General features: G+C 68.2%; 20 protein-coding genes and 1 pseudogene. 10 read left to right on the forward strand and 11 right to left on the reverse strand.

All coding sequences use genetic code 11. The features are described from left to right. From J7024_RS30825 to J7024_RS30840, 4 genes are all read left to right on the forward strand, one after another. The coding region (locus tag J7024_RS30825; protein WP_234745736.1) for an FAD-binding protein at nucleotides 1-965 on the forward strand (965 nt) is incomplete at its 5' end. A gap of 14 nt (nucleotides 966-979) precedes the next feature. Next, a complete protein-coding gene (locus J7024_RS30830) occupies nucleotides 980-1,321 on the forward strand; it encodes an NIPSNAP family protein (protein ID WP_124897263.1) in 342 nt (113 codons plus the stop codon). 28 nt (nucleotides 1,322-1,349) lie between these two features. Next, nucleotides 1,350-2,117 (forward strand): glucose 1-dehydrogenase, encoded by a 768-nt coding sequence (locus tag J7024_RS30835; protein ID WP_175761140.1) that lies wholly within the window; start codon nucleotides 1,350-1,352, stop codon nucleotides 2,115-2,117. Nucleotides 2,118-2,222: 105 nt separating this feature from the next. After that, entirely contained in the window at nucleotides 2,223-3,599 is a 1,377-nt protein-coding gene (locus J7024_RS30840) for an MFS transporter (RefSeq protein ID WP_124897265.1), read from the forward strand. 173 nt (nucleotides 3,600-3,772) lie between these two features. On the opposite strand, the gene J7024_RS30845 is transcribed toward J7024_RS30840, so the two are convergent. From J7024_RS30845 to J7024_RS30890, 10 genes and pseudogenes are all read right to left on the reverse strand, one after another. Beyond that, nucleotides 3,773-4,015: a DUF6429 family protein gene (locus J7024_RS30845; RefSeq protein ID WP_175750949.1), complete on the reverse strand. Its 243-nt coding sequence runs from the start codon at nucleotides 4,013-4,015 to the stop codon at nucleotides 3,773-3,775. Between the two features lie 20 nt (nucleotides 4,016-4,035). After that, nucleotides 4,036-4,245 (reverse strand): annotated as a pseudogene (locus J7024_RS30850) (IS630 family transposase); the annotation flags it as partial. 81 nt (nucleotides 4,246-4,326) lie between these two features. Beyond that, nucleotides 4,327-6,117 carry an FAD-binding protein gene (locus J7024_RS30855; RefSeq protein WP_234745737.1) on the reverse strand — a complete coding sequence of 597 codons (1,791 nt, stop codon included), beginning with the start codon at nucleotides 6,115-6,117 and terminating at the stop codon, nucleotides 4,327-4,329. A 145-nt stretch (nucleotides 6,118-6,262) separates the two neighbouring features. Beyond that, nucleotides 6,263-7,483 carry a porin gene (locus J7024_RS30860; RefSeq protein WP_124897268.1) on the reverse strand — a complete coding sequence of 407 codons (1,221 nt, stop codon included), beginning with the start codon at nucleotides 7,481-7,483 and terminating at the stop codon, nucleotides 6,263-6,265. Nucleotides 7,484-7,624: 141 nt separating this feature from the next. Further along, nucleotides 7,625-8,467: a shikimate dehydrogenase family protein gene (locus J7024_RS30865; RefSeq protein ID WP_124897269.1), complete on the reverse strand. Its 843-nt coding sequence runs from the start codon at nucleotides 8,465-8,467 to the stop codon at nucleotides 7,625-7,627. Further along, the gene (locus J7024_RS30870) at nucleotides 8,464-11,019 is read right to left on the reverse strand and encodes a branched-chain amino acid ABC transporter ATP-binding protein/permease (protein WP_124897270.1); all 2,556 of its coding nucleotides are present in this window, start codon (nucleotides 11,017-11,019) and stop codon (nucleotides 8,464-8,466) included. The genes J7024_RS30865 and J7024_RS30870 overlap by 4 nt, the downstream gene beginning before the upstream one ends. After that, nucleotides 11,016-11,885, reverse strand: coding sequence for a branched-chain amino acid ABC transporter permease (locus tag J7024_RS30875; RefSeq protein WP_124897271.1), 870 nt, complete (start codon nucleotides 11,883-11,885; stop codon nucleotides 11,016-11,018). The genes J7024_RS30870 and J7024_RS30875 overlap by 4 nt, the downstream gene beginning before the upstream one ends. Before the next feature lie 134 nt (nucleotides 11,886-12,019). Continuing rightward, nucleotides 12,020-12,898, reverse strand: coding sequence for an ABC transporter substrate-binding protein (locus J7024_RS30880; RefSeq protein WP_234745738.1), 879 nt, complete (start codon nucleotides 12,896-12,898; stop codon nucleotides 12,020-12,022). After that, nucleotides 12,895-13,980, reverse strand: coding sequence for an IS630-like element ISBmu8 family transposase (locus tag J7024_RS30885; protein ID WP_007180368.1), 1,086 nt, complete (start codon nucleotides 13,978-13,980; stop codon nucleotides 12,895-12,897). Before J7024_RS30885 ends, J7024_RS30880 begins: the two co-directional genes overlap by 4 nt. Before the next feature lie 49 nt (nucleotides 13,981-14,029). Next, the gene (locus J7024_RS30890) at nucleotides 14,030-14,485 is read right to left on the reverse strand and encodes an ABC transporter substrate-binding protein (protein ID WP_234745739.1); all 456 of its coding nucleotides are present in this window, start codon (nucleotides 14,483-14,485) and stop codon (nucleotides 14,030-14,032) included. A gap of 216 nt (nucleotides 14,486-14,701) precedes the next feature. On the opposite strand from J7024_RS30890, the gene J7024_RS30895 reads away from it, so the two are divergent. Then, on the forward strand, nucleotides 14,702-15,748 hold the full coding sequence (locus tag J7024_RS30895) for a Gfo/Idh/MocA family oxidoreductase (RefSeq protein ID WP_124897273.1): 1,047 nt from the start codon (nucleotides 14,702-14,704) through the stop codon (nucleotides 15,746-15,748). A 20-nt stretch (nucleotides 15,749-15,768) separates the two neighbouring features. Here J7024_RS30895 and J7024_RS30900 read toward each other — a convergent pair whose 3' ends face one another. Further along, on the reverse strand, nucleotides 15,769-16,665 hold the full coding sequence (locus tag J7024_RS30900; protein WP_124897274.1) for an NAD-dependent epimerase/dehydratase family protein: 897 nt from the start codon (nucleotides 16,663-16,665) through the stop codon (nucleotides 15,769-15,771). A 138-nt stretch (nucleotides 16,666-16,803) separates the two neighbouring features. On the opposite strand from J7024_RS30900, the gene J7024_RS30905 reads away from it, so the two are divergent. The 5 genes from J7024_RS30905 to J7024_RS30925 all read left to right on the forward strand — a co-directional run. After that, nucleotides 16,804-18,549, forward strand: coding sequence for an FAD-dependent oxidoreductase (locus J7024_RS30905; RefSeq protein ID WP_124897275.1), 1,746 nt, complete (start codon nucleotides 16,804-16,806; stop codon nucleotides 18,547-18,549). Beyond that, a complete protein-coding gene (locus tag J7024_RS30910; RefSeq protein WP_124897276.1) occupies nucleotides 18,546-19,157 on the forward strand; it encodes an NIPSNAP family protein in 612 nt (203 codons plus the stop codon). Before J7024_RS30905 ends, J7024_RS30910 begins: the two co-directional genes overlap by 4 nt. A 30-nt stretch (nucleotides 19,158-19,187) precedes the next feature. Beyond that, complete coding sequence (locus J7024_RS30915) at nucleotides 19,188-20,021, forward strand: sugar phosphate isomerase/epimerase family protein (RefSeq protein ID WP_124897277.1); 834 nt, start codon at nucleotides 19,188-19,190, stop codon at nucleotides 20,019-20,021. Between the two features lie 115 nt (nucleotides 20,022-20,136). Beyond that, nucleotides 20,137-21,543 (forward strand): MFS transporter, encoded by a 1,407-nt coding sequence (locus tag J7024_RS30920; protein ID WP_124897278.1) that lies wholly within the window; start codon nucleotides 20,137-20,139, stop codon nucleotides 21,541-21,543. 109 nt (nucleotides 21,544-21,652) lie between these two features. Next, on the forward strand, nucleotides 21,653-22,135 hold a 483-nt coding region (locus J7024_RS30925; RefSeq protein ID WP_234745740.1), incomplete at its 3' end, for an IclR family transcriptional regulator.

A 22,135-nucleotide genomic window follows, 5' to 3' on the forward strand; every position in this document is an offset into this window, starting at 1 on the left:
GGGGGGTGAGGCGGTCGAGCGGCGGCTTGTGGGAGGGCGGGGCGCGGAGCGGGGGGGCGTATCCGCATGGTGCGCGGGGCGGGGAACATGTGGCGCCGGGGCCGACCGGCAAAACCGGCGACGGCGGGAAGCTCGCCGAGCGTGTCGGCGGCCGGGTCGAGATTCGCTATCCGCAGCCGGCCGCGTGGATGCCGGTATCGCGCGTGCCGCTCGGCGACGACCGGTTCGGCGTGTTTCCGCATCTGCTCGATCGCTACAAGCCGGGCATCATCGGCGTCACCCGCCACGGCAGGCGGTTTGCCAACGAATCGAATTCGTACCACGACGTCGGCGCGGCGATGATCGACGCATGCAGAGGCGACACCGAGACGGCGATGTGGCTGGTCTGCGATCACGCGACGATCCGCAAATACGGGTTGGGCTTCGCGAAGCCCGCGCCGGTGCCGCTCGGGCCGCTGCTGCGCAACGGCTATCTCGTGAAGGGCCGCACGCTCGCGGAGCTGGCGCGGCAGGCGGGCATCGACGCCGCGAATCTGGAAGCGACGGTGCGGCGCTACAACGAAGGCGCCGTGCGCGGCGAGGATCCCGAGTTCGGCCGCGGCACCACGTCGTTCAACCGCTATCTTGCCGATCCGGACCATCGCCCGAACCCGTGCGTGGCGCCGCTCGGCGCGGGCCCGTACTACGCGCTGAAAGTCCTGATGGGCGATCTCGGCACCTTCGACGGCATTCGCACGAACGTGCACGGCCAGGTGCTCGCCACCGACGACCGGCCGGTCGCGGGCCTGTATGCGGTCGGCAACGACCGCGCCAGCATCATGGGCGGGAACTACCCGGGCGCGGGCATCACGCTCGGGCCGATCATGACGTTCGGCTATCTGAGCGCGCGCCACATCGCGGGGCTCGTCGATCCGGTGCCTGCCGCTGCCGCAACGCACCGCGCCGCCGCGCGCGCGACCGCCTGAATCCGGAGCACACCATGAATCCGTCCAAAACCTTCATCGACCACCGCATCTATACGATCCGTCCGCGCGGCATGGCCGAATTCCTCGACATCTTCGACCGTCATGCGATGCCGATCCAGGTGAAGTACCTCGGCCCGCCCGTCGGGTTCTACACGAGCGACATCGGCGCGCTGAACCAGGTCGTGCACTTGTGGGGCTACGACAGCATTGCCGACTACGACACGCGGCGCACCGCGCGGGATGCCGACCCGGAGTGGCCGGCCTATTTGCAGGCGTCCGGCCATCTGATCGTCGCTCAGGAAAGCCGCATCATCCGCCGCGTCGATTTTCCGAGCCTCGCGTATTTCACGCGCTGAGCGCACCACGATGAAACCGGGAGATCACATGGTCAATACGCGTGTGGCAATCGTGACGGGCGGGGCGGACGGTATCGGCTGGGCATGCGCGAAGCGGTTCGCCGAAGACGGCTATCGTGTCGCGATCGCCGACCTGAACGGCGAGCGTGCGGCCCGGCGGGCCGCCGAACTCGGACCGCGGCACGTCGGAGTGGGCGGCGACGTGGCGAGCGAAAACGAGATGGTCGCGTTGATGCGCACCGTCGTCGGGCGCTTCGACCGGATCGACGTGCTGGTCAACAACGCGGGGATCGGCGAGCAGAATGCGCCGACGCTCGAGCAATCGTCGGCAGCATTCGATCGCTTGCTGTCGGTGCACGTGCGCGGCACGTTCCTGGCGAGCCGCGAAGCCGCCCGCGTGATGCTCGCGCAACGCACCGGCGCGATCGTCAATCTGAGCTCGATCGCCGGCCAGGGCGGCATTCCGACGCGCAACGCGTACGGCGCCGCGAAGGCCGCCATTGCATCGCTGACGCGCTCGATGGCCTGCGAGTGGGCGCGCCAGGGTGTGCGCGTGAACGCCGTCGCACCCGGCTACGTGGCGACCGAACTGGTCGATACGCTCGCGCGAAACGGGCAGTTGAACCGGGCGGCGATCGAACGCCGGACACCGCTCGGGCGCCTCGCCGAGCCCGACGAGATCGCCCGCGCGATTGCGTTCCTGGCCTCGGACGCGGCGAGCTACATCACCGGCACCGTGCTGAACGTCGATGGCGGCTGGCTCGCCTACGGCGCAGCGGATTCGGCGGCCGGCTGACGTGTCCCGCCCGCCCGGACGGGGCACCGACAATCAAACAATGGAGACAGCCGTGCCGCCGGCAGCGTAAGCGCTGCGACACGCACGGCATACAGGAGACACATGATGACAACCCCGACCCGGACGCTCGACGTGCAGTCGTTCATCGACGCCGAGCGCTTTTCTCCCAGCCAGTGGCTGATTCTGGTCCTGTGCTTTCTGGTCGTGGCCGCCGATGGCTACGACACCGCCGCGATCGGCTTCATCGCGCCCGCGCTGGTTCACGACTGGGGCATCGCGCGCGGCGCGCTCGGCCCGGTGATGAGCGCCGCGCTTGCCGGCCTCGGCATCGGTGCGCTCGCCGCCGGCCCCTGTGCCGACCGGCTCGGCCGCAAGACGGTGCTCGTGCTGTCGGTGGCGTGCTTCGGCGGCTGGAGCATCGTGTCGGCGCATGCGCAATCGATCGGCGAGTTGACCGCGTTCCGTTTCCTGACCGGGCTCGGGCTCGGCGCGGCGATGCCCAATGCCGTCACGCTGATGTCCGAATACGCGCCTGCACGGATCCGCAGCTTCGCCGTCAACGCGATGTTCTGCGGCTTCTCGGGCGGGCTTGCGGTGGGCGGCATCGCGTCGGCGTGGCTGATTCCGCATTTCGGCTGGCAAAGCGTGCTGACGGCGGGCGGGGTCGGGCCGATCGTGCTTGCCGTGGCGCTCGTCGCGTGGCTGCCGGAGTCCGCGCAGTATCTCGCCGCCCGCCACGGCAAGCACGACCGCATCGCGCGGATTCTCGCCCGGATCGCACCGCGCGAGCGTTTCGACGACTGCACGTTCGTGGCTGCCGAAGCGCGCAAGGAAACCGAAGGCGGTGCGTCGGCGCTCGCGCTGGTGCTGTCGGGCCGGTTCCGTTCGCGCACGTTGATGCTGTGGGCCGCGTACTTCATGGGCCTCCTGATCTACTACCTGCTGACCAACTGGATGCCGACGCTGTTTCGCGACGCCGGCTTCGGCGCGGAGGGCGGTGCGCTGATGACGTCGCTGTTCCCGCTCGGCGGCGTGCTGGGCAATCTGTGCGCGGGCTGGTTGATGGATCGCTTCAACGCGAACCGGACGATCGTCTGCACCTATGTCGCGGCGGCCGCGCTGGTGCTCGTGGTGAGCCGCACGATCGGACATGCCGCGTGGCTCGGCACGCTGACGCTCCTGTGCGGCACCGTCGTGACGGGTGCGGTGACGTCGATGTCGGCCTATGCGGCGAGCCTGTATCCGACCCGTTGCCGCGCCACCGGCGTTGCATGGATGCTCGGCGTCGGACGGATCGGCGGCGTGGCCGGCGCGTTTCTCGGCGCGCTGCTGATGGGCTGGGGCTGGCATTTCGGCGACGTCTTCAGCCTGCTCGCGGTGCCGTCGCTCGTGGCGGCCGGTGCGGTGTACCTGATCGGCAGTCGCCACGTGGAAGCGGGCGAGCCGGAGCGCGCCGCGGGGCCGGTGGTCCAGCAGCACTGACGGCGGCAGCGCGCGAAGGTTCGCGAACTGAGCGAGGCCGCGACCGGCAAGAAGGGGCATGAACGCTCGCGCGCAACGGGCCGCGATGGACGGTGCCGCGGGTTCGAAGGCTGAGATAGGCGCGGAACTGGAGTGGACGACCGGCTAGTGTCGCGAGTTGTAAATTCGTTTCATTAATCGGCTTCGCTGCCAGCAGTGACGAAGCGCTGCTTGAAGAGACGTTCGGACTCGCGCAAACCGTCGTCAGTGAGGCTGACCGATTTCGTCTTGTTGACGCAATCTTGGATGAGGCCGCGTTCAAGGAGTCGGTTGAGTGCGTCCCAATCGAAGCTTTTCCAGGCGCGGTTGCGGTCATGCAAGGTCAAATGGAGAAGCGCGAGGACGGCATCGTCAATCGCAGCCGTGTCGATGTTCATGGCGTTCATCCCGAATTCGTTCAGACCCGTGCGCAAAACCGTTCGAGGCTCGCGAGAATCTCATCGGCCGGTTTGCTCCAGGCGAACGGCCGAGGATTCGCGTTATAGACGTTGAGGTAATGCCGGATCGTCTCTTCAGCTTGCCGTGTCGAACGATGCGTGCCACGTCGAATATCCTTCTCGGCCAGCGTGGCAAACCAACGTTCCACCTGATTGAGCCACGATGCGCACGGTGCAAGATAAGGACGAGCATGAACGTAGCGTGACCTGCTGCGCCGGCGCGGCCTGCGCGCGCCATGCCGGCGCGTTCGTCAGCCGTGGGCGCTGTCGCAGGTCGAGCGATGCGCGGCGGTCGCGGGCGACGTGCCCGTCGACGCCGCGTCGCGTCGCGCGACGAACTTCGCGATGCGCCAGCCGAATACGATGGCCGGGCCGAGCGTCGTGCCGGGACCCGGATAGGTGCCGCGGAAGATCGACGCGAGATCGTTGCCGCACGCGAACAGGCCGGGAATCACGCGCCCGTCTACGTCGACCACCTCGCCGTTTTCCGTGCCGCTCAGCCCCGCGCTGCACGCGAGATCGGCGGGCCATACGGTCACGGCATAGTAGGGCCCGGCGCCGATCGGGCGAATGCACGGGTTCGGCTGTTGCGCCGGGTCGCCGTTGAAGCGGCTCATCGGGCTGCCGCCGCGCTGGAACGCCGGATCCTCGCCGTTGGCCGCGTCGCGGTTGTAGGTCGCGACGGTACGCGCCAGGCCGTTCGCATCCACCTGCAATTTCGCCGCCAGCTCGGCCAGCGTCGCGCCCTTGACCAGATAGCCGGCACGCTCGAACGCCGCGATGCGCGCCGCGCTGCGCGCCGGCATCAGCAGGCCGAGGCCATAGGTCCGGATGAACGCCGCATCGACGATCAGATGGGCCGGCACGCTGGGCCCGTTACCGCTGTCGCGCAGCATGCCCATCACGAAGTCGTGATACGAGTCCGACTCGTTGACGAAGCGCTCGCCGCGGCTGTTGACCGCGATGAGGCCGGGCTTCGCGCGATCGAGAATGATGTGCGGCCAGATACTGTCGCCGTCGCCGCCCGGGGCTGCGCCCGGGGCGCGACGGATCGAGCACGGCATCCACAGCCCCGGGCTGTCGCCGCCGTTTTCGACCCGCGCATTGACGCGCTGCGCGCGGTCGACGCCGTCGCCGGTATGCGTCGCCGGCGACAGCGACAGCGGCCGGGCCGCGGCGGGGAAGAACTGCTGGCGCAGCGACGGATGGCGCGTGATGCCGCCGGTCGCGAGCACCACGCCGCGCCGCGCGCCGATTCGCCTGCGGCCGCCGTCCGGCGTCGTGACGATGGCGCCGGTGACGCGGCCGTCGTCGCGTACCAGTTCGAGCAGTGGCGTGTCGAAGCGAATCTCGACCTGGCGCTTGAGCAGGCTGTAATAGAGCCGCGCGGCGAGCGCGTTGCCCATCACGAGCTGCGTGCCGCGCGGAAAACGCAGGCGGTCCATCGCATAGCGGCCGACGACCGCGATCGTGCGTTTGAAGTTCGCGGCCGATGCGAACGGCGCGAGCAGCGCATTGAGGTCGGTGCGCGCGACCATCATCCCGCCGAGCCCCATGAACTCCTTGCGCGGCGGGCGCACGCGCGCGAACGCGCGGCCGAGCACGCGCGCATCGAACGGCGCGGGCACGAGCGCCCGCCCGCCATAGGCCGCGCCGGGGCCGTTCACGTAATCGGGATGTGCGGCGGCGGCGACGAACTTGACTTCGCTGATGCGCGCGAGCTCGTCGATCGCATCGGGGCCGCTTTGCAGGAAGGCTTCGCGCGCGTCGTCGCCGCCGCGTGCGCCGACCACCGACTGCAGGAAGCGGCGCGCATCGTCGACGCTGTCGGGCACGCCCGCATCGACGCTCAGGCGGGTGCCAGGCACCCACGTCGTGCCGCCCGACGTGGACGTGATGCCGCCCACCGCGGCCGTTTTTTCGCAGACGAGGACCGCAAGCCCCTCGTGATGCGCGACGAGCGCGGCGGTCATGCCCGCCGCCCCCGCGCCGAATACCAGCAGGTCTACTTCCTCGTCCCAGTCCTGTTGCATCGCACCCATGTCCACGTCTCCTTCATGTCGTTCCGCCGCGCGCCCGGATTCGACGCGCGGCGGAAAAGGCTTCGATAATTGTGGAATGTTATTCCAATAAATAACAAAGTGGAATAGTGTTCCATAAATTAGGCGAAGCGGCGTGCGGTTGCGTTCAGAAGCGGTGCACGATGCCGACGCCGGCCGCGAACTGGCTGCGCGTGGACGACGGCGCCGAGTTGAAGCCGTCGCCGAGCGTGGCGGTCGCGTCGATGATGTTGCCGCTGCCCGCGGTGCCGAGCGTGCTGCCGTTCGAACGCTGGTACGCCTCGAGCGCGTAGAGCCCGGTGCGCTTCGACAACGCGTAGTACTGCGACAGGTTGAACTGCTGATATTGCGCGGCGTTCGTGATGCCGTTGGCCTTCGTGGCGCGCGTGAAGCTGTAGCCCGCGCCGAGATCCCACGCCGTGGCCGGTTTCCAGTGCAGCACGACGCCGCCGGTATTGAAGATCGCCGTTTCGGCGAACTTCGAGCCGGCGCCCGGGATGTACTGCACGTTGGAGTAGGTCGCGGACACGTCCCACGCGTTGTTGATCGCATAGCTCGCGCCGACCGCGAAGCGCTGCTGTGCCTGCGCCGTCTGGTAGCCGTTCGTGAGGGCGGACACGCCGTCCTGCGCGCCGTTGTTCGACGTCGTCGAGTTCGCGCCGAATGCGCCGCCGCCCGATGTCGAGTTGTTGATCCGCGAGAAGCCGGCCGCCATGCCGATCGGGCCGTTCGCATACTGGATCGCGGCGGTCCACGTCGAGCCGGCATTCAGGCTGCCCGCGACGCCGCCGAGCGAATACGAACCGCCGAACGTGAAGCCGTACAGCTTCGGCGACGTGTATTCGATGGTGTTGTTCGCGCGATAGAGGGTGTCGAGCCCGTCGATGTCGCCCGGATGGGCGCCGAAGAAGCCGGTCAGCCAGTTGGTCGGGCTGTACGGGGACAGCAGCTGGTAGTACGACGCATATTGCCGGCCGAACGTCAGCGAGCCGTAGGCGGGATTCGTGAAGCCGACCCAGGCCTGGCGCCCGAACATCGCGTCCGTATATTGCTGGCCGCCGGTCGCGGAGTTGATACCCGACTCGAGCACGAAGACGGCCTTGGTGCCGCCGCCGAGATCCTCCGTCCCGCGCACGCCGAAGCGGCTGCCGGCCCAGACCCCCGTCACCATCTTCACCGACGCGTGGCCGCCGGCCGTGGAGCCGAGCGTGGTCTGACTGCTTTGATAGGCGATTCCGTTGTCCACGACGCCGTAGAGCGTGACGCTCGACTGCGCGAACGCCGGTGCGGCGACGAGCAGCGCGGCGCCGGCCGCAACGAGTCGGGGGGAGGTACGACAGGAATTCATGGATTGTCTCCGGATTGTTGTGATGAGGCAGGCACGCACGGCGGCGCGGCACGCCGCGTCGCCGGTCATGCGGGGGAAAACGATTCGACTGGCTTCGACGAGGCGCGCCGCGCACGGCGCTCGCGCCCCGCCAGCACGCGCTCAGGCGGCGGTATCGATCAGGAATGCGACCATCCGGTCGCAGACCCGCGCGAACATCTGCGTGCCCGTGACGGTCCGGCAGCCGCGGGCACGCGCCGCTTCGACGAACGGCGTGAGCGGCGGCTTCGTGACGACGTCGCCGACGAACGTGGTGGCCGGCACGCGCGACACGTCGACGGGCAGCGGATCGTCCGCCCGCATGCCCATCGGCGACGCATTGACGATCACGTCGAACGATTCGGGCGCGACGTCCGCGGCGGCGACGCGCACCGTGCCGCGTTGCAGTGTCGCCAGCCGGTCGACCAGCGACGCGGTGCGGGCGGCATCGTTGTCGCGCACGTCGAGCGACGCGACGCCCGCCATCACCAGCGCATGGCCGATCGCCGAGCCTGCGCCGCCCGCGCCGACCAGCAGCGCGCGCTTGCCGCGCAGGTCGCAGCCCGCATCGCCGAGCGCGGCGACGAAGCCGGTGCCGTCGAACATGCCGCCGTGCCAGCCGCCGTCGGCGGTGCGGCGCAGCGTATTGGCCGCGCCGAGGAACGCGGCTTCGTCGGACAGGCTCGTGCAGAACCCGGCCGCGCTGAATTTGTGAGGCACCGTGATGATCACGCCGTCGACGTTGCGCATCGGCGTGATGCCCGCGAAAAACGCCGCGAGATCGTCCGGCGCGACGTGCGCGGGAACGACCAGCGCGTCGAGTCCGGCCTCGCGCAGCGCGGCCGTCACGCCTTTGGGCGAACGGACCTGCGCGATCGGATCGCCGACGATGAAGTGGACGCGGGTCGCACCGCTCAGGCCTTCGTCGAGCGAAACCGGGGTGGTCGGGGTCAAGGGGGCAGTCATGCTGTTTTCATCTCCTGGGTGGAACCGGCCTCGTTGTGTACGATGCCGAGCAATTTCGCCTGGGTGGCGGTGTCCTGTTCGAGCGCGACCGCGCTGCTTTCGTGCGCGACGCGACCGTTGACGAGCACGTATGCGCGATCGGCGATCGGCAGCACCATGTCGGCCTGGTGCTCGACGATCACGACGCTCGCGCGCTCGCGCAGCTTGACGACCGCGTCGAGCACTTCCTGCACGACGGCGGGGGCGAGTCCTTCGAACGGCTCGTCGAGCAGGATGGCCTTCGCCGGCGCCATCAGCGCGCGCGCGATCGCCACCATCTGCCGCTCGCCGCCGGACAGGTGTTCGGCGCGCGCCTCCTTGCGCGTCGCGAGGCGCGGGAACAGCGCGAACATCTCGTCGACGCTCGCGCCGCCCTTGCGAGCGGCGAGCCGCAGGTTTTCGGCAACCGTGAGGTTGGGGAACAGCCGGCGGCCCTCGGGCACCATCGCGAGGCCGAGACGATTGATCTCGTGCGCGGGGCGCCCGGTGATGTCGTGGCCGTCGAACACGATGCGTCCGGCCGTGATGTCGGCGACGCCGGTCGCGGCGCGCAACGTCGTCGTCTTGCCGACGCCGTTGCGGCCGAGGATCGCGATCACTTCGCCTTCGTGGAGCGTGAGGTCGATGCCGTCGAGGATCGTGTTGCCGGTGTAACCGGCTTTCACGCCTTCGAGGCGCAGCAGCGGGCGTCGCGCCGGCGCGGTTTCCTCGTGCAGCGCGCCGCGTCGGGCCGCCAGCCGCGCATCGACCGGCCGCTCGCCCTTCGCGTGGCCGAGATAGGCTTCGACCACCTCGGGATGGCGCGCGACTTCGGCCGGCGAGCCGTCCGCGATCAGCCGGCCGCGATGGAGCACGCTGACGCGATCGGAGATCGTCAGCACGCGATCGATGTCGTGCTCGATCAGCAGCACCGCATGATGGTTCGCCAGCTCGCGGATGATCGCCGCCACGCGCACGCGATCGGCTTCGGCAAGCCCCGCGAGCGGTTCGTCGAGCAGCAGCAGGCGTGCGCGGGTCGCGAGCGACAGCGCGATTTCGAGCAGGCGCTGTTCGCCATGCGACAGGCTTTCGCAGCCGTGCGCCGCACGCTCGTCCAGCCCGACCGCCGCGAGCAGCGACCAGGTCAGCGCATTCTGTTCGCCGAGCGTGTGCGCGTCGCGCCACATGCCGAGGCGATCGTGCTGTGCGGCCTGCACCGCCACGCGCACGTTCTCGAACACGGTGAGGTTGCGGAACACGCTGAGGATCTGGAACGAGCGGCTCATGCCGAGCCTCACGCGGCGAAACATCGCGAGCTTCGTCACGTCCCGGCCGTCGAACGTGATCGTGCCGGCCGTCGGCGACAGCACGCCCGTCAACATGTTGAAGAACGTGGTCTTGCCCGCGCCGTTCGGGCCGATGAAGCTGTGCAGCCGGCACGGCTGGACGTCGAGGTCGATCTGGTCGGCGGTCACGAGCGAGCCGAAACGTTTCGACAGCCCGCGCACGCTCAGCACGGGCTTGCCGGAATCGGTGTCGATGCCGCCTGCGCGATACGGCGCGATCGTGTCGGGGCGCGCCGGAATCGTGTCGCGCACGAGGGTCCAGCGCGGGCGTCGCAGCAACCGCTGCACGATGCCGTGGATGCCCTCGGGCGAGAAGAACGCGAACGCGATGATGATCGGCGCGAAGATCAGCCACCAGTGCTCGGTCAGGCTGCTGAGCTTGTCCTCGAGCAGGATGAACGCGATCGCGCCCCACAGCGGCCCGAGAAACTGGTGGACGCCGCCGAGCACGGTCATCAGCAGGCTGTCGCCCGCGTGCTCCCAGCTCAGGTTGTTCGCATACGCGCCCTGCAGCATCAGGCACAGCAGGCCGCCCGCGTAGCCGATCACGGCGGCCGAGATCACGAACGCGCGCAGCTTGAGCCGGTATGTGTCGTAGCCGAGGCTCGCCGCGCGCTGCTCGTTGTCGCGCAATGCCTGCAGCGCCCGTCCGAACGGTGCGTGCACGAGGCGCCACAGCAGATACGCGATGGCGATCACCGTCACGCACGCGAACACGTGGAAGCCGGCGGTCGTCGGGAAGGTCGGGCGCGGCACGTTCTGCAGGCCGTTTTCGCCGCCGGTCACATCGGTCCACTTGAACGCGATCTCGAACGCGATCTGCGAACAGGCGAGGGTGAGCAGCGAGAAATACAGCCCGCGCCGGCGCAACACGATCGCGCCGATCAGCGCGGCCAGCACGGTCGTCACGATCACGCTGGCCGCCAGCGCGAGCAGCTCGTTGCCGAGCACGCGCAGCAGCGACACGGCGACCAGGTACGTGGCCGTGCCGAAGAACACCGATGCGCCGAACGGCACGAGGCCCGTGTATGCGACCAGCAGGTTCACGCCCATCCCGTAGAGCGTGTAGATCGCGATCTGGGTCGCGCGCTCGAGCGGCGTGCCGGTCGCGGTGAGCGCGAGCGACACGAGAACGAGCGCGGTGGTCAGCACCGCCACCGGGTGGCGGGTCAGATAGTCGAGTTTCATTCGAAGCGCTCCCAGCGTTCACCAAACAGCCCGCGAGGGCGCACGAGAAGGACGAGTGCCATCAGCACGTACATGGCGACCGACGAACCCTCGGGAAAGAACTGGACGGCCAGCGCGGTCACGATGCCGACCAGCAGGCCCGCGACCACGGCACCGGCGAACGAGCCGAGCCCGCCGATCGTCACGATCACGAACGCGGGCATCACGGCGGTCGTCGCCATCCCGGGCGTGACCGTGACGAGCGGCGCGGCGAGCACGCCGGCGGCGCCCGCGAGCAGCGCGCCGAGCGCGAAGGCGCCGGTCAGCACGCGCGGCAGGTTGATGCCGAGCAGCCCGACCATTTCCGGATCGCGGCTGCCGGCGCGCAGGATCCGCCCGTACGGCGTGTAGTTCATGAACCACCACAGCGCGACGAGGATCGCGACCGTCGCGGCGAGCACGAACAGCCGGTACTTCGTGATCAGCAGCGGCCCGTACACGATGAAGCCGTCGAGCATTTCGGGCGGGCTGAACGGCAGCCCGCCCGCGCCCCACACGAGGCGCACCAGCGCGGTGAGCAGCAGCGATAGCGCGAACGTGACGATCAGGCCGAGCAGCGGCTCTTTTCCATACAGGCGCCGGATGAACACCACTTCGATCAGCACGCCCACCGCCGCGACGAGCACCGGCGCGAGCACGACGGCGGCCCATCCGAATCGGGTCGACAGCGCGATCGCGAAATACGCGCCGAGCGCGAAGAGCGCGCCATGGGCGAAATTCACGATGCCCAGCAGCCCGCAGATGATCGACAGTCCGATCGCGAGCAATACATAGAGGAATCCCAGCACCAGTCCGTTGGCGACCTGGGACAACAACATTTCAGCCATGCCCTTACTCCAGAATGCGGCTCGCCGCCGCCGCGCCGCGGCCCGTGTGACGGGCGAGCGGCGGGCCGCGACGCGCGCGGGATACGCTTGGGGCCGTGTCGATTCGCGCGCCGCCGCGGCGGCGGCGCGCGGGCTCAGCGCGCGGCCATCCTGCAGCCGATCTCCTCGCGCGTGCCGAACAGACGGTCGAGGTCGGCGGGGTTCTGCGGCACGACGGAGATCTGGTCGAGCCAGTCCCATTTGTCGGTGATCCGGTCCTTCACCTTGAACACGCTCCAGCGCCGCAACAGCTGGTGGTCCCACGGGCGGAAATACGCGGGGCCGCTGCCGTCGCTCATCTGAATGGTCTCCAGGCTCTGCACGATGTCCGCGCCGGACGTACTCTTCGCGTGGTTGATCGCCTGCAGCAGCGCGCGCGCCGTGAACCAGCCGATCCAGGCCTTGTCGGCCGGCGGCTTGCCGTACTTCGCCGTGTACTTCCTGACGAACGCGACTTCCTCCGGCGAATGGCCCGGCGAGCTGAAATGCCACGGCTTGCCGTAATAGCCGGTCGCGGCATCGGCGTTGATCGACCACAGATCCGAGTCGCCGATGATCGGGCACGCCACCGGGATCCGGCCTTTCATGCCCATTTCCGCGTATTGCTTCAGGAACGTCGACAGGTCGCCGCCCGGCAGCCCGAGCAGCACGACGTCGGGTTTGGACTGGCGGATCTTCAGGATGAACGAGCTGAAGTCGGTGGTGTTGAGCGGCGTGACGTCCGCGCCGGTGATCGAGCCGCCCGACTGCTTCAGCAAATCCGACATCGCCCGCTGAATGTCCTGCCCGTACGCATAGTTCGCGACGAGGAAGTGCCATTTCTTGCCGATCGCGAGCAGCGACGGCGCGAGCGCGCGGCAAGCGACGGGCGTCGGGCTCAGCACGCGGAACGTGTACGGGTTGCAACTGCTGCCGGTCAGCTCGCGCGCGGCGGCGTTCGGCGCGATGTAGGGCGTCCTAGTGGTCTGCGTCAAACAGATTGCATCTTATTCAGTTTGGCCCTGGCACGCGTGACTTTCGCGAGGATGTCGGAGGCTTTTGCTGTCCAGATGAATGGTTTCGGATGACGATTGTGCTTCTGCACGTACTGTTCGATTGTGCTGACCAATTCGGGTACCGAGCGGAACGCCGCACGTCGCAACTGGTTCACTGATAAGTCACGAAAGAAGCGTTCGACCATGTTGAGCCAAGAGGCACTGGTGGGCGTGAAATGCATGTGGAATCGCGGGTGCTTGGCAAGCCATGCCTGTACCTCGGGGTGCTTATGGGTTGCATAGTTGTCAGCGATCAAATGCAGCTCCTTGTCCTTGGGCGTGTTGCGATCGATCTTGCGCAAGAAGCTCAACCACTCCTGGTGACGATGTTTAGTCTGGCACTGGCCAATGACACTGCCATCGAGCGTGTTCATCGCGGCAAACAGCGTCGTCACACCATGGCGCTTGTAATCGTGCGTCATCGTTTGAGCGCGACCTCGCTTGAGCGGCAAGCCCGGCTGGGTCCGATCAAGTGCCTGGATCTGGGACTTCTCATCGCAGCACAGGACCAAGGCGTGCTCCGGGGGATCGAGATACAGCCCGACGATGTCCTCGAGTTTCTCGGCAAAGTGCTTGTCGTTCGATACCTTGAAGCTCTCTAACCGATGCGGCTTGAGGCCATGCGCCTGCCAGATGCGCCGCACGCTCGCCTCACTTATGCCGGCCACCGCTGCCATGCTGCGTGTGCTCCAATGCGTCGCGTTATCCGGACGTTGCTGCGTCGTCAGTGCCACAACGGTCTTGACCTTGCGCGCGGAGATCTTCGGCTTGCGCCCGGGTCGCGTCTCATCCCGCTCGATCCCCGTCACACCGTCAGCTATAAAGCGAGCGCGCCAGCGTGCGACCGTGCCTCGCCAGATAGCCAGGTCCGCACTGATCTCTTTATCTGTCTTTCCCTGCGCTGCGAGCAAAATCATCTTGGCGCGCTCAGCCAGTCGAACCGGAATCGTCCGGCCAGTAGCCCACGTCTTTAACTGTTTGCGCTGTGCTTCACTTAGCTCAACTTTCGCCGCGATTCGCATGAGTTCTCCCTCCGTATCAAGGAGACTCGTAAACCGCGATTAAGTTGCATTATTTGTGACGCACTACACTAGTGCGCCACGCTACCGACGACATCGCCAGCGACGTGCCGCTGTTCGTGCCGCCGATCACCGCGATCGCCTTGTCCTGCTCGACGAGCTTCTGCATGTTCTGCTGCGCCGACTGCGGATTCGGTTCGTCGTACCAGACGAGATCGACCCGCCGGCCGCGCGCCTGGTTGCCCGCGTCGTCGAGCGCGAGCTTGACGCCGTTCGCGATCACTTCGCCCTGTTCGGTCCACACGCCCTGCTTGGCCATCAGCAGGCCCAGCTTCAGCGGTTGCTCGCCCTGTGCGCGCACGATCGCCGGCGCGGCAAGCGCCGCCGCGCCGCCCGCGAGCGCCTTGCCCGCGGTGACGAGCCACGCGCGGCGCGATAACGCCGGGCTGTCGGGCGCGTCCGCCGGGTGGCTGGAAAGGGTGTCGTTCTGCTCGTGCTGATCAGTCATGTGTCTGGCCTCCTGTTTCCTGGTCAAGGGTCGATTCCGCGCGGTCCGTGGGCGGGCCGCGCGGCTCGTGTCGAAATTTTTCGTGAATTCTAGTTAGAAGTGGAATAGCATTCAACAATCAAAGATGATTTCAATAAATCGGGGTATTCACCCGGTCGGACCGGAATGCGAACGACTCGACGCGATGCGGACGCCCCGAACAACGGAGATGAAGAGATGGCAAGAAGACGGCTGGCAGTGATCGGTGCAGGCGCAATCGGGCGGATGCACGTGGAGCGGGCACGCACGCATGCGCAGGTGGAAGTGGTGGCGATCGCGGATCCATCGCCGGCGGCCGAGCAGTTCGCGCGTGCCGAGGGGCTGCGCTGGTTCGCCGATTACGCGACCATGCTCGACGCGGTGCGCCCGGACGGCGCGATCGTCGCGACGCCGAATGCGACGCATGCCGAGGTCGGCCTCGCATGCATCGCGCGCGGGGTGCCGGCGCTGATCGAGAAGCCGGTGTCGGACAGCGTCGCTGCCGCGGCCGAGCTCGGTCGCGCCGCACGCGAAGCCGGCGTGCCGCTGTTGGTCGGCCACCATCGCCGCCACAATCCGATCCTGCGGCGCGCGCGAGAGATCGTGCAGTCGGGGCGGCTCGGCAAACCCGTCGCGGCCAATGCGCTTGCGACGTTCTACAAGCCCGACGCGTATTTCGACATCGAATGGCGCCGTCGCGCGGGCGGCGGCCCCGTGTTGATCAACCTGATTCACGACATCGACATCATGCGGTTCCTGCTCGGCGAGATCGTCGAGGTGCAGGCCCAGGCGTCCAATCGCGTGCGCGGCCTCGACGTGGAAGACACGGCCGCCGTGCTGCTGCGCTTCGACAGCGGCGTGCTCGGCACGCTGGTCGTGTCCGACTGCGCGGCCTCGCCGTGGAACTGGGATCTCGCGGCGGGCGAGGCCGCGCACTATCCGCGCCAGCAGGTGAACACGCATTTCCTGATCGGCACGGATGCCTCGCTCACGCTGCCGCAACTCGATCTGTGGGAATACCGCAGCGGGAAGGGCTGGCACGATCCGTTGACGGTCGAGCGCTGCACGCCGCATGGCGCCGATCCGTATCACGAGCAGTTGCGCCACTTCGCGGCGGTGATCGCGGGCGACGAGGCGCCGCTGTGTTCGGCCGACGACGCCGCGCGCACGCTCGCCGCGACGCTTGCCGTGCATCGCGCGGCCGCGGCGCGCACCGGCGTGGCGCCCGCGGACGTCGTCGCATAGCCGCGGGGCGTGAGCAGACCCTAGCGCTGGCGCCGGTAGAACGCCACCGTCTGCCGCAGGCCGTCGTCGAGCGCGGTCCGCGGCAGGCCGGGCAGCAAGCGCCCGAGCGCGGAGTCGTCGGGGAAGGCCGTCGCGATCGGCAGCGGCGGCCCGCCGGCATCGAGGTGGGCGCCCGGCACGATGGCCGCGATCCGCTCGATCAGCGTGTTCACCGGGGTGATCTCGCCCGCCAGCGTGAATGCGTGCGCGCCGTCGATGTCGGCCAGCAGCGCGGCCTCGTAGGCGGCGGCGACGTCGTCGGCGAACACGAGGCCCGTCGTGCCGGTAAACGGAATCGTGTAGCGCTCGCCGCGCGCGGCCGCCCGGCACGCCAGGCTCGGCCCCGCGCTCGATCCGGTCTCGCGCCCGGCGCCGTAGACCACGAGCGGACGAAAGCCCACGCTCGCGATTCCATGGTCGTGCCAGTACGCGCGCGCCGATCCTTCGCACGCCAGCTTGAACGCACCGTAGTGGGTTTGCGGCAGCGGCACGGCGCCGTCGTCGGGGCCGAATACGCCGGCGCTGCTCGCGTAAAGCACGCGCCGCAGCCCGGACGCGTGGGCGGCCTCGAATACGTTCAGCGTGCCGATCAGGTTGACCTGCGCGCCGCGCACGGGATTGGCCGCGCAGTCCGTCGTGAGGATGCCCGCGAGATGGATCGCCGCGTCGCAGCCGTCGAATGCGCGCGCCGTGGCGGCCGCGTCGGCGATGTCGCCGGTGCGCCACTGCACGGCCGCGGCCCGTTCGGGCGCGAGCGCCTCGACGAGGCGCGGGTTCGTGCGCACGTCGAAACTCACGCATTCCATGCCGCGCGCCAGCAGCCTCCTGATGATCCATGCGCCGAGAAAACCGCTGCCGCCCGTTACCAGTACTCGCATTGCGTTGCCTCCATGTCGTCACAAAGTCTTTACTAAAACGGTTTTTATGGAATAGTATTCCACTTCGAAAGAACATTCCATAGACGTCGCGATCGTGTCGTATCCGGCGTTGGAGACACTGAACGGGCAAGACTGAACATGAAGCGTGAACCGATACTCGATTGCGACGTGCTGGTACTGGGCTCCGGCGCGGGCGGCCTCGCGGCGGCGGTCACGGCGGCGGCGCAGGGCCTGCGCGTGATCGTCGCCGAGAAGGAAGCCGTGTTTGGCGGCACGACCGCGTGGTCGGGCGGATGGATGTGGATTCCGCGCAATCCGCTCGCGACGCGGGCCGGCATTCGCGAGGACATCGAGGTGCCGCGCGCGTATCTGAAGAACGAGCTGGGCGCGCAATTCGATGCGGCGAAGACCGATGCGCTGCTCGAACGCGGCCCGGAGATGATCGAATTCTTCGAGCGGCACACGGCGGTGCGCTTCGTCGACGGCAACCGCATTCCCGATTTCCACACCACGCCGGGCGCCGGCACGGGCGGGCGCTCGGTCTGCGCGATGCCGTTCGACGGCCGCGAGCTGGGCCCGCTGATCGACCGGTTGCGCGAGCCGCTGTCGGTGACGACGCTCAAGGGGATGGCGCTCGCGTCCGGTCAGGATCTCGCGCATTTCTATCGCGCGACGCGCTCGCTGAAGTCGGCGCTGCATGTCGGCCGCCGGCTGGCCGCGTTCGCGTGGCACAAGCTGCGCTACGGGCGCTCGATGCATCTGGTCAACGGCAATGCGCTCGTCGCGCGCCTGCTGAAATCGGCCGCCGATCGTGGGGTCGACCTGCGCACGAATGCGAAGGCGATCGGCCTGCTGCGCGACGACGCGCGCGTGACCGGTGCACGCGTGACGATCGACGGCATCGTGCACGAGGTGCGTGCGGCGCGCGGCGTCGTGCTGGCTTGCGGCGGTTTTCCGCACGATCAGGCGCGGCGCGCGCAGACGTTCGCCTATACGCCGTCGGGCCGCGAACACTGGTCGGCGGCGCCGCTCTGCAATACCGGCGACGGGATCCGGCTCGGCGAATCGATCGGCGCGCATTTCGACCGCTCGCTCGATGCGCCGGCCGCGTGGGCGCCCGTCTCGCTGGTGCCGCAGCCGGGCGGCGACGCCGTCGCGTTTCCGCACCTGATCGAACGCGCGAAGCCGGGCGTGATCGCGGTGACGCGCGCGGGCAAGCGCTTCGTGAACGAGGCATCGTCGTATCACGACTTCATTTCCGCGCTGCTCGATACGACGCCGGCCGGCGAGGAAGTATGCGCGTGGCTCGTCTGCGACCATCGCTTTCAGCGGCGCTACGGGCTCGGCTTCTCCAAGCCGTTTCCGTTCCCGACCGGCCCCTACCGGCGCTCGGGCTATCTGAAGCGCGGCGCGACGCTCGATGCGCTCGCGCGCGAATGCGGCATCGACGCGGCCGCGCTGGCGGACACGGTATCGGCGTACAACCAGTACGCAAGGCAGGGCAGCGATCCGGCCTTTCACAAGGGCTCGACGCCGTACAACCGCGTGCAGGGCGACGCCGACCGGCAGCCGAACCCGTGTCTCGCGCCGCTCGAAGCGGGGCCGTTCTATGCGGTGAAGCTGTTGCCCGGCAGCCTCGGCACGTTCGCGGGCCTGGCCACCGACCGCGACGCGCGCGCGCTCGACGCCGCCGGCCGTGCGATTGCCGGCCTCTACGCGGTCGGCAACGATTCGGCCAGCATGATGGGCGGCTGCTATCCCAGCGGCGGCATCACACTCGGCCCGGCGATGACGTTCGGTTATCTCGCCGGCCTTTCTCTCGCCGACGCCGCGCCCGAACCCGCGCGTGCCGGCATCGATTCATCCTCGAGGACAATGCAATGACACTGTATGACGTAGTGACGCTCACGGTGAAGATCGGCGCGAACGCGCAGGTCTTCGAAGGGATTCAGGCCAGCGGCGATCCGCAGGGCGGCAAGCTGCTCGGCGCGTGGTACTCGGACATCGGCACGCTCGGCCAGGTGCTGGTGCTGCGCGGCTACGAATCGGAGGCCGCGCTCGTCGCCGAGCGCAAGCGGATGCTGCTCGAAGGCAACCCGTTCGGCTGCGGCGAATCCATCGTCGACGTGAAGACGGCCAGCTATGCGCTGTTCCCGTTCCTGCCGCCGATCGAACCGGCCGTGCACGGCGGGATCTACGAGATGCGTGTATACGGCACGAAGCTCGGCAGCCTGCAGCACACGATCGACGTGTGGGAACAGGCGGTGCCGGAGCGCACCCGGCGTTCGCCGCTGGTCGGCGCGATGTATGCGCTCGACGGCGACACGCCGCGGTTCCTGAACATCTGGCCGTATGCGAGCGTGGACGAGCGTTCGCGCATTCGCGCCGAAGCGGTCAAGGACGGCATCTGGCCGCCGAAGGGCGGCCCGGCCCATCTCACGACCATGGAATCGACGATCTGCGTACCCGCGCCGTTCTCGCCGCTGCGCTGAATGTCGCGCCATGACGCTCAAGGAGACGATATGACCCAGCCTCAATCCCGCGCGCTGTCGCTGTCGGCGCTGACCGTGCTCGAACTGAGCCCGCCGCGGATGGTGCAATGCGCCGCCGACGCGGGCTACGACTACGTCGGCCTGCGACTGCTGCCGGCCACCGACACCGAGGTGCGCCACGAGATCGTCGGCGATACGCGGCTCAAGCGCGAAACGCTCGCGGTCCTGCGCGATACGGGCATGCGCGTGCTCGACGTCGAGATCGTGCGGCTGAAGCCCGAGACCGATGTGACGCACTACCTGCCGATGCTCGAAACGGCGGCGGAACTCGGCGCGCGCTACGTCCTCGTGGCCGGCAACGATCCCGACGAAGCGCGCACCGTCGACCGGCTCGGCCGGCTGTGCGACCTGGCCGCGCCGCTCGGCCTGTCGCCGTCGCTGGAGCCGATGCCGTGGACCGACGTGAAGGAGATCGGCGCCGGCGCGCGTATCGTCGACGCGTGCGGCCGACACAACACCGGGCTGATCGTCGACCCGATCCACTTCGATCGGGCCGGCTCGTCGCTCGACGCGTTGCGGGCGTTGCCGCACGCGTACTTCGGCTACGTGCAGTTCTGCGATGCGCCGGCCGCGCGGCCGACCGACGTCGACACGCTGCTGTTCCAGGCACGCTGCGCGCGGATGGTGCCGGGCGAAGGCGGACTCGACCTCGCGGGCATCCTGCGCGCGCTGCCAGCGCACTTGCCGGTGAGCGTCGAGGTGCCGAACGAAGCGTGGGCGAAGACGACGCCCGCCGTCGAGCGGGCGCGCCGCCTGCGCGAAGCCACCGTTGCCGTGATCGACGCGGCGGCCGTGCCGGCCTGAGCACACGTCGGCCGCCTTCGCGGCCCAACGGGCCCGATCGGCGCCAGGCATCGTGCCGGCGCGCGGATCGGGCATTCGACACGACCACAAGAACAACATTTCCGGAGACATCGGCATGACTTCCTCGCAGACGGCCAGAAAGCCGAAGCAGACTATTCAGGATCGCGAATCGAAAGGTGCGCGATCGCTCGACGTTCAACAGTTTCTCGATACGCGGCCGGTGGGTGCGTTCCAGTGGCTCGTGCTGTTGTTGTGCATGCTGATCGTGATGCTCGACGGCCTCGACACGGTGATGATCGGCTTCATCGCGCCGTCGATTTCCAGCGCGTGGTCGATTCCGCGCGATGCGCTGGGCCCGGTGATGAGCGGCGGCCTGCTCGGTCTCGCGTTCGGCGCACTCACGGCCGGCCCGATGTCCGACCGCTTCGGCCGCAAGACGGTGATGGTCAGCGCAGTGCTGTTCTTCGGCCTGTGGAGCATTGCGTCGGCGTTTGCGACCGGCGTGGTGTCGCTGACGGTGCTGCGCTTTTTGACCGGCATTGGCCTGGGCGCGTCGATGCCGAACGCGGCCACGCTGATGGCCGAATATGCGCCGCCGCGACGGCGTGCGCTGATGGTGACGGCCGTGTTCTGCGGCTTCACCTTCGGTGCGGCGGGCGGCGGCTTCGTGAGCGCGTGGCTGATCGAAACGTGGGGCTGGCATTCGGTTCTGCTGCTCGGCGGCGTGCTGCCGATCGCGTACGTGCCCATCCTCGTCAAGTGGCTGCCGGAATCCGCGCGCTATCTCGCGCTGTCGGAGCAGCGCCGCGCACGGCTCATCGGCGTGCTGAACCGCGTGCAGCCCGGGGTTGTCGACGCGCGCACGCGCTTCGTGTCGGCCGAACCGGTGCGCGATGCGCGCAGCCCCGTGCGCGCGATTCTGTCGCGCGACCATGCGTTCGGCACGGTGATGCTGTGGATCTGCTACTTCGCGGGCTTGCTGACCGTGTATCTGCTCGGCAACTGGCTGCCGACGCTGATCCGCGGGCTCGGTTTTTCGCTGGCCGAGGCCGCGATCGTCGGCGCGCTGTTCCAGGCGGGCGGCACGGTCGGCTCGCTGCTGATCGGCTGGCAGATGGACCGCTTCAATCCGCACGCCGCGCTCGGCGCGACCGTGCTCGCCGGCGGTGCGCTCGCCTGGTACATGGGCGTGTCGGCCCATCCGTTCACGGTGATCTGCGTGCTGGCGTTCGGCATCGGCTACTGCATGAACGGTTCGAATACGGGCTTCTGCGCGCTGGCGGCCGGGTCCTACCCGACCGAGATGCGGGCCACCGGGACCAGCTGGATGCTCGGCGTCGGCCGCTTTGGCGGCATTGCGGGCGCGATGCTGGGCGCGGCCATGCTCCATGCGAACTGGAGCTTCGGTCAGGTCTTCGCGGCGCTTGCGGTGCCGGCTGCCGTGGGCGGCGCAGCGGTGCTGCTCAAGGGAGCGCGCCATCGCGGGAAGTTCGTGGCCGTGAGCGGGACGGTTGGCCATTGACGGCGGGCGCGGCGCCCCGGCCACGGTCGCCGCGCCGCGCAAATTCGCTTGAATTCCAGTATGGAATTGTGTTCTTATTTGACATTCACCATACGGACGAGAAGGCGCCATGGCAGGAAATCTCGAGCGTGCGCTCGCAGTGCTGGAATTGCTGGCAAAGAACGGCGGCCGCATGCCGCTGGCCACCATTGCCGATACGCTGAACATTCCCCGCAGCGGCACGCATCGCCTGCTGTCGATGCTGATCGACGAAGGGTTCGTGCGTCAGGACGAAGAGCACGGCGAGTACATGCTGGCGCTGAAGCTGGTGTCGCTCGCGCTGATCTACCTGTCGACGAGCGGGGTGTTCGACATTTCCCAGCCGGTGCTCGATCGCCTGGCCGAGTCGTCCGGCGAACTGGCGCGGCTCGGTGTGGTCGAGGACGATCACATCACGTTCGTCGGCAAGGCGCAGGGCGCGAAATCCGGCCTGCGTTACGACCCGGACATGGGCAGCCAGCCGCCGCTGCATTGCACCGCGAGCGGCCAGGCATGGCTCGCGACGCTGCCCGACGAGCGCGCGATCGAGCTGGTGTCGAAGCAGGGCGGGCTC

It is taken from the genome of Burkholderia sp. WTPI3 (assembly GCF_021483755.1).
In the GTDB taxonomy this organism is placed as follows: domain Bacteria; phylum Pseudomonadota; class Gammaproteobacteria; order Burkholderiales; family Burkholderiaceae; genus Burkholderia.

Excerpts from the sequence above, each read along its gene's own strand:
- J7024_RS30915 (WP_124897277.1), top strand. The coding sequence starts at position 19,188 with ATGACCCAGCCTCAATCCCGCGCGCTGTCGCTGTCGGCGCTGACCGTG.
- J7024_RS30835 (WP_175761140.1), top strand. The coding sequence starts at position 1,350 with ATGGTCAATACGCGTGTGGCAATCGTGACGGGCGGGGCGGACGGTATC.
- J7024_RS30900 (WP_124897274.1), bottom strand. The coding sequence starts at position 16,665 with ATGCGAGTACTGGTAACGGGCGGCAGCGGTTTTCTCGGCGCATGGATC.
- J7024_RS30845 (WP_175750949.1), bottom strand. The coding sequence starts at position 4,015 with ATGAACATCGACACGGCTGCGATTGACGATGCCGTCCTCGCGCTTCTC.
- J7024_RS30890 (WP_234745739.1), bottom strand. The coding sequence starts at position 14,485 with ATGACTGATCAGCACGAGCAGAACGACACCCTTTCCAGCCACCCGGCG.
- J7024_RS30920 (WP_124897278.1), top strand. The coding sequence starts at position 20,137 with ATGACTTCCTCGCAGACGGCCAGAAAGCCGAAGCAGACTATTCAGGAT.
- J7024_RS30895 (WP_124897273.1), top strand. The coding sequence starts at position 14,702 with ATGGCAAGAAGACGGCTGGCAGTGATCGGTGCAGGCGCAATCGGGCGG.
- J7024_RS30875 (WP_124897271.1), bottom strand. The coding sequence starts at position 11,885 with ATGGCTGAAATGTTGTTGTCCCAGGTCGCCAACGGACTGGTGCTGGGA.
- J7024_RS30830 (WP_124897263.1), top strand. The coding sequence starts at position 980 with ATGAATCCGTCCAAAACCTTCATCGACCACCGCATCTATACGATCCGT.
- J7024_RS30870 (WP_124897270.1), bottom strand. The coding sequence starts at position 11,019 with ATGAAACTCGACTATCTGACCCGCCACCCGGTGGCGGTGCTGACCACC.
- J7024_RS30905 (WP_124897275.1), top strand. The coding sequence starts at position 16,804 with ATGAAGCGTGAACCGATACTCGATTGCGACGTGCTGGTACTGGGCTCC.
- J7024_RS30885 (WP_007180368.1), bottom strand. The coding sequence starts at position 13,980 with ATGCGAATCGCGGCGAAAGTTGAGCTAAGTGAAGCACAGCGCAAACAG.
- J7024_RS30910 (WP_124897276.1), top strand. The coding sequence starts at position 18,546 with ATGACACTGTATGACGTAGTGACGCTCACGGTGAAGATCGGCGCGAAC.
- J7024_RS30860 (WP_124897268.1), bottom strand. The coding sequence starts at position 7,483 with ATGAATTCCTGTCGTACCTCCCCCCGACTCGTTGCGGCCGGCGCCGCG.
- J7024_RS30865 (WP_124897269.1), bottom strand. The coding sequence starts at position 8,467 with ATGACTGCCCCCTTGACCCCGACCACCCCGGTTTCGCTCGACGAAGGC.
- J7024_RS30855 (WP_234745737.1), bottom strand. The coding sequence starts at position 6,117 with ATGGGTGCGATGCAACAGGACTGGGACGAGGAAGTAGACCTGCTGGTA.
- J7024_RS30840 (WP_124897265.1), top strand. The coding sequence starts at position 2,223 with ATGACAACCCCGACCCGGACGCTCGACGTGCAGTCGTTCATCGACGCC.